Source organism: Teichococcus deserti, from assembly GCF_001982615.1.
Lineage (GTDB): Bacteria > Pseudomonadota > Alphaproteobacteria > Acetobacterales > Acetobacteraceae > Pseudoroseomonas > Pseudoroseomonas deserti.
Map to the genome: position 1 here is coordinate 1 of NZ_MLCO01000203.1, position 8,276 is coordinate 8,276.

Annotated in this window: 7 protein-coding genes; 1 reads left to right on the plus strand and 6 read right to left on the minus strand. The window is 74.5% G+C overall.

Going from position 1 to position 8,276, the window contains the following annotated elements; translation table 11 throughout:
• On the plus strand, window positions 1-556 hold a 556-nt coding region (locus BKE38_RS19610; protein WP_076958947.1), incomplete at its 5' end, for a glycoside hydrolase family 108 protein.
• 102 nt (window positions 557-658) lie between these two features.
• Here BKE38_RS19610 and BKE38_RS19615 read toward each other — a convergent pair.
• From BKE38_RS19615 to BKE38_RS32250, 6 genes are all read right to left on the minus strand, one after another.
• Window positions 659-2,173 (minus strand): sensor domain-containing diguanylate cyclase, encoded by a 1,515-nt coding sequence (locus BKE38_RS19615; RefSeq protein WP_083747697.1) that lies wholly within the window; start codon window positions 2,171-2,173, stop codon window positions 659-661.
• 126 nt (window positions 2,174-2,299) lie between these two features.
• Complete coding sequence (locus BKE38_RS19620) at window positions 2,300-4,699, minus strand: TonB-dependent siderophore receptor (RefSeq protein ID WP_076958948.1); 2,400 nt, start codon at window positions 4,697-4,699, stop codon at window positions 2,300-2,302.
• Window positions 4,700-4,807: 108 nt separating this feature from the next.
• Window positions 4,808-5,791 carry a FecR family protein gene (locus tag BKE38_RS33665; RefSeq protein ID WP_076958949.1) on the minus strand — a complete coding sequence of 328 codons (984 nt, stop codon included), beginning with the start codon at window positions 5,789-5,791 and terminating at the stop codon, window positions 4,808-4,810.
• Complete coding sequence (locus BKE38_RS19630; RefSeq protein ID WP_076958950.1) at window positions 5,791-6,291, minus strand: sigma-70 family RNA polymerase sigma factor; 501 nt, start codon at window positions 6,289-6,291, stop codon at window positions 5,791-5,793. The genes BKE38_RS33665 and BKE38_RS19630 overlap by 1 nt, the downstream gene beginning before the upstream one ends.
• 54 nt (window positions 6,292-6,345) lie before the next feature.
• Window positions 6,346-7,941 carry an ABC transporter substrate-binding protein gene (locus BKE38_RS19635; RefSeq protein WP_165694231.1) on the minus strand — a complete coding sequence of 532 codons (1,596 nt, stop codon included), beginning with the start codon at window positions 7,939-7,941 and terminating at the stop codon, window positions 6,346-6,348.
• Window positions 7,934-8,276 (minus strand): hypothetical protein (locus BKE38_RS32250; protein WP_165694232.1); only part of this gene is annotated, 343 nt, incomplete at its 5' end. The genes BKE38_RS32250 and BKE38_RS19635, both read right to left, overlap by 8 nt.

The following is an 8,276-nucleotide window of genomic DNA, read 5'->3' on the forward strand; positions in this document are numbered from 1 at the left end:
GCCCCCCTCCTCCCCGGCCCAGGCGCGCTGGCAGGCCTGCGCCGACTTCGTGCTGCTGCGCGAGGGCGGCGAGGTGAACCATCCGCTGGACCGCGGCGGCCACACCAATCGCGGCATCACCCGCGACACGCTCGCGCATTGGCGCGGCCGCCTGGTCACCGCCGAGGAGCTCTCGGCCCTGACCCGGGAGGAGGCGCTGGAAATCTACCAGTCGGAATACTGGGGCAAGGCGCATTGCCCGGAGCTGCCGGCCGGCGTCGACCTCTGCGTCTTCGACACCGCGGTGCTGCGCGGGCCTTCCGCCGCCATCGCCATGCTGCAGCAGGCGGCGGGGCTGTCGGGCCGCGCGGTCGACGGCGATTACGGCCCGACCACCGCCGCGGCCGTCGCCGCCTGCGCGCCGGCGGCGCTGGTCGGCGCGCTCTGCGACGCGCGCGAGGCCTTCCACCGCCAGCGCACCGTCGACGAGCCCAGCCAGGCAGTCTTCCTCAACGGCTGGCTGAACCGGGTGAAGGCGCTGCGGCCGAAGGCTCTGGCCATGGCGGCGGGGCGCTGAGCGCCGCCAGCCCGCCGCGCCTGGCGGCTCGGTGACGCGGCGGATCGCCGCGGGCCTGCGCCACCACCCATTCGCGGCCGGCCCGCCGCATCGGGCGCAGCCTCAGGCGACCTGGCGCGCCTCGATGCGGTCGCGTCCGGCGGCCTTGGCGCGGTAGAGGGCGCGGTCGGCCGCCTCGACCAGCTGCAGCGCATCCCCCGGCCCGGGCTCCTGCTGACGGGGGTCGGCGGTGGCCAGGCCGATGCTCAGGCTCAGCGTGCCGCCCGGGCTCCCGGCATGCGGCATGGCCCGCCGCGCCACCGCCGCATGCAGCGTCTGCGCGACGCGGCGGGCGCCGGCGGCATCCGTCTCCGGCATCAGCAGGCAGAACTCCTCGCCGCCATAGCGGGCGGCCTGATCGCGCGGGCGGCGCGCGGTCTCCAGCAGCAGACGGGCGACGGCGCGCAGCGCCTGGTCGCCCTCGGTGTGGCCGTAATAGTCGTTGAACTGCTTGAACCAGTCGAGGTCGATCATCATGAAGCTGATCGGCCGGCCGTTGCGCCGCGCGGCGCGCCATTCGCGCTCCAGCGCGCGGTCCATGGCGCGGCGGTTGGCCAGCCCGGTCAGCGCGTCGGTCACCGCCAGCGCCTCCAGCGCCGCCTCCAGCCGGCTGCGGCGGGTCAGCTCGCGCTGGAACAGGAAGGTCAGCACCACCACGGCGCCGCAGAGCAGCACGGTCAGCGCCGCCATGATCGCCGCCTTGCGCAGCCAGGGCTGCATGATCTCGCGGGTGGGGATGGCGGTGTTGAGGATCAGCGGCAGCCCTGCGGGCCGGGTGAAGGCATAGAGCTTCTGGCCGCCATCGATCGCCGAGGGGCCGGTGAAGACCCCTTCGCCCTCGGCCTTGACCCGCTCGAAGGTCGGCGCGCCGGCGAGCGACAGGCGCTGCCCGCCGGCCAGCGGCGGCTGGCGCACCAGGATGCTGCCATCGAGGGCGAAGAGGTTGAGCGAGCTGTCCGCCGGCAGCGCGATGCCGGCCAGGCGCTGCTGCACCGCCGGCAGCGACAGGGTGGCGGCGACGATGCCGCGGAACTCGCCGCCGGGCCCGTCCAGCCGCCGGCTGACGGCGATGCTGGTGATCCCGCCATGCAGCCGGTTGGCGAAGGGCTCGCTGAGATAGAGGCCGGCATCCGGCCCGTCGCGATGGACGCGGAAATAGTCGCGGTCGGCGACGTTCAGCGGCCGCACCAGCACGCCGTCGGAATCGGCGATCGACTCGCCCTCGGTGTCGAAGACCATGACGCTGTGCAGATAGGGCGAGCGGGCCGAGCGGTCGAACAGGATCAGGTAGCGGACATCGGGCGGGTAAGCCCAGATGCCGGGCAGCGCCAGCCCGTCGGCGACGCCCTCCATGGCGGCCTCGACCAGGCGGATATTGCCGCCGATGTCGCGGCCGAGCGCGGCGATGACGTTGCGGGCGCCGATCTCGGCGCTGTCCCAGGCGTCCTGGCGCGACTGCCACAGGCTGGCGCCGGTCACCCCCATGACGCCGAGGGCGATGGCCAGGGCGAGCAGGTTCAGCCGGCGCCCGAACCGGGCCGGGCTGCCCGCCTCGCGCTCCATCTGCTCCAGCACCATGCCCTGACGCTCGTCGCCTGCCGTGGCGCATAGACTGGGATTGATAGCAAATTATGAACGGACCGGCTCCACCGGGCCGGCGCGGCAGGGCGGCCCGGTGGGCCGGTCCGCCACGCCAGGGGCGGTTCAGAAGCGGTAGCGGACGCCGGCGATCACCGTGCGGCCGGCGGCGAGGTAGCAGGCGTCCTGGGCGCCGCAGGTGGAGATGACGCGCTCATCGGTCAGGTTGGTGGCGGTCAGCTGCAGCCGGGCGCGGCCGATCTCGTAGCCCAGCGCCAGGTCCAGCAGGGTGTGCGCGGCGACGCGCAGGGTGTTGGCCTGGTCGCCCCAGGTGGCGCCGATATAGCGGATGCCGGCGCCGAGGCTGAGGCTTTCCAGCACGCCTCCCGGCACGCGGTAATGGGCCCAGGCCGAGGCCATGTGGCGCGGCACCAAAGTGGGCTCCTTCCCCGCCGTGCCGCTGTTGCTGCGGGTCACCTCGGCGTCGGTGTAGGTGTAGGAGGCCAGCAGGTCGAGGCCGCGGACCAGGCTGGCGCGGCCCTCGAGCTCCAGCCCGCGGGAGCGGACCTCGCCCTCGGCGACGCTGAAGCCGGCGCTGCGCAGGTCGGTGGTCAGCACGTTGCTCTTGACGATGTCGAAGACGGCGGCCGTCAGCAGCGCGTCCATCCCGTCCGGCTGGTACTTGACGCCCGCCTCCCATTGCCGGCCGAAGCTCGGCTCGAAGGGCCGCGACCCGGTGGCGGGCGAAGAGATGCCGCTGTTGGGGACGAAGGATTCCGAATAGCTGACATAGGGCGTGACGCCCCAGGGCGCGGCGTAGGAAATGCCGGCGCGGCCGGTGAAGGTGGTGTCGTCCTGGCTGGTCCGGGTGCGGGCCAGCTCGTTATGCGTGTCGCTGCTGTAGCTGTCGAAGCGGCCGCCGAGCGTGAAGATCCAGCGATCGATGCGGGCCTGGTCCTGCAGATAGAGGCCGAGCTGGTCGTACCAGCTGTTGTAGTCGACCTGCGGCAGGGTCGGATAGGCGATGCTGACGCCATAGACCGGGTTCAGCCGGTCGAGCGAGGGCGCCGTGCCGATGCTCCGCCGCACCCGCCCGGCGGTGCGGTAATAGTCGACGCCGCCCAGCAGCGTGTGCGCCACCGGACCGGTGGTGAAGTCCGCCTGCAGCTGGGTGTCGACGGAGAATTGCGACAGATGCTCGTCGAAGCGGCGGGCATAGCGCGAATAGGTGCGGCCATCGGCGCCCAGCGCCAGCAGCTGCAGGTTGTTGAGCAGGACATCGACCTCGGCGTAGCGCAGGTTCTGCCGCAGGGTCAGCGTGCTGTTGAAGCGATGCTCGAACTGGTAGCCGATGTTGAACTGCTTCTGCGAGAACAGGTCGAAGTTCGGATCGCCCACCAGGTTGCGGCTGGGCCGCGCGCCGCGGGTGATCAGGTTGATGGTGCCGCCCGATTCATCGCGCAGGTAGTCGGCGAAGAGCGTGACGCTGGTCGAGGAATCCGGCGCCCAGGTCAGCGAGGGCGCGATGTAGATGCGGTCGTCACCGACCTCCTGGCCATTGCCATAGGCGAAGCCGGTGTCGCTGCGCCGGACGACGCCGACCAGGCGATAGAGGAAGTGCCCGTCCTGGTCGAGCGGGCCGGTGGCGTCGACCGCCGCCTGCAGCCGGTTGTTGTTGCCGGCCTGGATCAGCACCTCGCGCGCGGGCGTGGCGGAGGGGCGCTTGCTGACGCGGTTGACGATGCCGCCGGCATCGGCCTGGCCGTAGAGCACCGAGGCCGGGCCGCGCAGGATCTCGATGCGCTCCAGCGCATAGGGCTCGCTGCGGAAGAAGCTGTAGCTGTTGTTGGCCTGGCGCAGCCCGTCGCGATAGTCGCTGGTGCCCTGCGCGTTGAAGCCGCGCAGCAGGATCCAGTCGAAGCCCTTGGGATCGACGCCATAGGATTCGATGGCGACGCCGGGGACGTAGCGCAGCGCCTCGGAGATGCTCTGGACGTTCTGCTGCTCCAGCTGCGCGCGGGGGACGACGCTGATCGACTGCGGGATCTCGGAGAGCGGCGTGTCCGTCTTGCTGGCGGTGGCCGAGAGCGGCGCGACCATCCCCACGACCGGGCTGTAGCCGCGGCTGGCAGCGGCCTGGACATCGACCTGCGGCAGCGCCATGGCGCCATCGGCGGCGGGGCGCGGCAGCGGCACCAGGGTGACGGTGCCGGGGCCGGCGAAGCGCCAGGTCAGGCCGCTGCCCGACAGCAGGCGGCGCAGCCCCTCCTCTGGGGTCATCACCCCGCTGACGCCCGGGGCGGTCGCGCCCGCATCCAGCGCGGAAGGGTAGGAGACCTGCAGCCCGGATTGCAGGCCGAAGGCGGCCAGCGCCGCCGGCAGCGGCTGCGACGGGATGTCGAAGCGGCGCAGCGCCTGCGCGGTCTCGGCCGCCGCCGGTGCTTGGGCGAAGGCGGGCGCGGCGAGGCAGGTGGTGGCCAGCAGCCAGGCCAGGGCATGGCGGGCGGCAAGGGAGGTCGGTCGCAAGCAGGCAGTCTCCGGACAGCTTCCGACCTGCGGCTGAGAGGCAGTCGCAGGTCGCTCGTGCCAGGTTGACGACCGGCGCGGGCAAAGCCTGCAAAGATTCTCGCCGGGCTACCGCGCCTCGGCCAGCAGCAGCCATGGCGTGACGCGGCGCAGCCGGCCGCCGGCGGTCTCCACCACGGCCGCGGCAGCGGCCTCGGGGCGCGCCAGGTCGTAGCTGCCATGGACCCGCTGCGCGCCCAGCGCCGCGTCGCGCAGCCAGATCCGCGCCCTCAGGTAGCGCTGCAGCTCGGCCAGCACCTCGGCGACCGTCCAGCGCTCGACCACCAGGCGGCCCTGGCGCCAGGCGGCGACGGCGGCGGGCGGCACCGCCTCGCGCCGCAGCGCGCCGCTGCCGAGGTCGAGCCGCGCACGCGCCCCGGCCAGCAGCGGCGCCGCCTCGGTCAGGTCGCGGCCGGCAAAGGCCAGGCCGACGCGCCCCTCCTCCACCGCGAGCTCCAGATCGGCGGCACCGCGGCGCAGCGCGAAGCGGGTGCCGAGCACGCGCACCTCGGCGGCGCCGGCCGCCACCGCGAAGGGCCGCGCCGCATCGGCGGCGACGGCGAAGAAGGCCTGGCCGCGCAGCAGCGCGACGCGGCGGGCGCCGTCCGAAAAATCGACGCGGATTGCGCTGCCGGTGTCGAGCGTGACGCGGCTGCCATCGGCGAGCTCGACGGCGCGGATCTCGCCGGTCGCGGTCTCCAGCAGGCCGTCGCCGGCCGGCCGGCCGAGCCAGGCGATGCCGGCGGCGGCGGCGGCCAGGGCCGCGGCGCTGCCCAGCAGGCGGCGGCGCGGCGCGGCCCTGCGGCCCGGCGCCACGGCGCCGGGCCAGGGCATGGCGGGCGCCAGCTGCGGCGCCAGATCGGACAGCGCCCGCGCCTCCTCATAGGCCGAAACATGGGCCGGGTCGGCGGCCAGCCAGCGTTGCAGCCGGGCCTGCAGCGCGGCGTCGTCCGGCCGCTGCTCCAGCGCCAGCAGGAAGTCCATCGCCGCCTGCCAAGCGGGGTCGGCGGCGGCGGCCAGGGCGCCGGGCGCGGCCGGTGCGTCGCCGCGCATCATCGCTCTCCCGCCGGGAAGACGCGGCCGCGGCAATGGGTCATGGCGTCGCGCAGATGCAGATGCACCAGCCGCGGCGAGATGCCGAGGGTGGCGGCGACATGGTCGACGGTATAGCCGCCGATGCGGCTCATCTCGAAGACCAGGCGGGTGCGGTCGGGCAGCTCGGCCAGCGCGGCCTCCAGCCGGCGCAGCCGGTCGCGGCCGGCGGCCTCATCCTCCGGCGAGGGGATGGCGGGGGGCGGCGCCAGCCCCTCGCGCAGCCGGCCTTCCCGCGACAGGTGGCGGGCGGCGTCGATCGCCAGGTTGCGGGTCATGCGGAACAGGTAGCAGAGCGGCTGCTCGACGCGGGCCAGCGGCGGCGCGCTGCACAGCCGCAGATAGGCGTCCTGCAGCACGTCCTCGGCCCGGTTGCGGTCGCGCAGCACGGCGAAGGCGGCCTTCAGCAGCGCCGGGCGATGGCCCAGGAAGGCTTCGATCAAGAGATGGTCCTGGGACAAGCGGCGCTCCTTGCAGGGCGGCTGCTAGCCCGGATGCGAGCGATTCGCAAATGGTCAGGGCGCGGCGGCCGGCCGCAGCCCGGTGCCGAGGGTCAGCCCGTCGCGCCGCGCCGGATAGGCCAGGCCGCGCCGCATCGCCCAGATGTTCACCCCGTGCAGCAGCGGCAGCAGCGCCGCATCCTCGACCACGGCCAGCCGCACCGCCTGGCGCCACAGCGCCTGGCGCGGCGCGCTGCCGGGCGTCTCGACGGCGCGGTCGATCAGCGCGTCCAGCGCCGGGCTGGCATAGCCGCCGGGATTGAAGCTGCCGCGGCCGCGGGCGTGGTCGCGGCTGGCGAGCATGGCGGTCAGGTAGCTCTGCGGCTCGCCCGACAGGCCGAGCCAGCCGGAGAGCGAGGCGCCGAAGCGGCCCTGCACGAAGCGCGGCAGCCAGGCGGCGTTGGGCATGACCTGCACCTCGGCGACGACGCCAACCTGGCGCCACATCTGCGCCACCGCCTGCAGCGTCTCGGCATCGTTGACGAAGCGGTCCTGCGGCCCGGCCAGCACCATCCGGAAGCCGCGCGGGACGCCGGCCTCGGCCAGCAGGCGGCGGGCCTCGGCACGGTCCAGGGCGGGCGGCGGCAGGTCGGGATCGGCCGAGACGCTGTCGGCCGGCAGCAGCTGGCCGGTGGCGCTGGCCTGGCCCTGCATCACCTGGCCGACCAGGGCGCCGCGGTCGATCGCCAGCGACAGGGCGCGGCGCACCCGCATGTCGGCCAGCGGGTTGCGCGCCGGCGGCGTGCCGTCGGGCAGCAGCAGGCCCTCGGGCACGGCCTCGCGCTGGTCGAGGGCGATGTAGATCAGCCGCGGGCTGGCGGCGCGGGCCAGCGCGACATCGTCGCGCGCTTCGAGGACCGCGACATCGCGCGGGGGGACGGCCTCGATCAGGGCGACGTCGCCGGCCAGCAGGGCGGCGACGCGCGCCGCATCCTGCGGGATGGCGGCCACGCCCAGGCGCCGCCAGGCCGGATGCTCGGCGGCCGGGCGCCACCAGCCGGGATCGGCCGTGAGCTCGGCGCCCTCGCCGGGGCGGAAGCGCGCCAGCCGCCAGGCGCCGCTGCCGATCGCCGCGCTGCCATCGTTGAAGGCGGCGGTGCCGGCGGTGGCCAGCCGGGCCGGGACGACCAGCAGCGTGGTCATGCTGGTGGGCAGCAGCGGCACCGGCCCTTCGCTGCGCAGCCGCAGGGTGCGGGCGTCGACCACCTCGACGGCGCGTATGTCGCGGAAGAAGGGGGTCAGCGGCGAGGGGCTGTTCGGCAGGGTGCGCGCCCGCTGCAGGCTGGCGGCGACGTCCCCGGCGGTGACCGGGCTGCCATCCTGGAAGCGGGCGGCGGGGTCGAGGTGGAATTCCCAGCCGTCGCCGCCCGGCAGCGGCGCCCAGTCGCGCGCCAGCAGCGGCAGCAGCGCGCCATCCGGCGACCAGTCGAGCATCGGCTCGAAGACATGGCGCTGCAGGGCGTAGCTGGGGGCATGGGTCTGGTAATGCGGGTCGAAGCTGGTCGGCGGCGCCGCCAGGCCGATCCGCGCGCTGTCGGCCGGCTGCGCGGCGGCGGCGGTGGTCAGCGAAAAGGCCGCTGCCGCAAGGAAAGTCAGGAAAACGTCAAGCACGGTCATCCGCCATGGAGGTCAGGGCACGGCCTGCGCCGTTCAACAGGAGAACCGCGCGGCGATGGTCGGCCGTCGCGCCGCCGCCGTCGATCGCCTGCAGCGCGCGGCGCAACAGCGCGGCGGCCCCGTCGGGCGCCAGGGCGCGCAGCTCGGGCGGCAGCGCGCCGCGGGGGAAATGGAAGAGGATGCTGCCGGCCAGCCGAAGCTCCCAGGCGGGCACCTGCTGGCGGCGGGCCAGCGCCAGCCCTTCGGCCAGGTCCTCGGCGACGCGCGCCGGCGCCGCCCCGGCCCGCGCCCGGATCTCCGCGCGCAGCCGCAGAAGTTCCGGCTCGTAC

Coding starts and splice junctions, on each gene's coding strand:
- BKE38_RS33665 (WP_076958949.1), bottom strand. CDS start 5,791: ATGCGCGGCGACGCACCGGCCGCGCCCGGCGCCCTGGCCGCCGCCGCC.
- BKE38_RS19615 (WP_083747697.1), bottom strand. CDS start 2,173: ATGGTGCTGGAGCAGATGGAGCGCGAGGCGGGCAGCCCGGCCCGGTTC.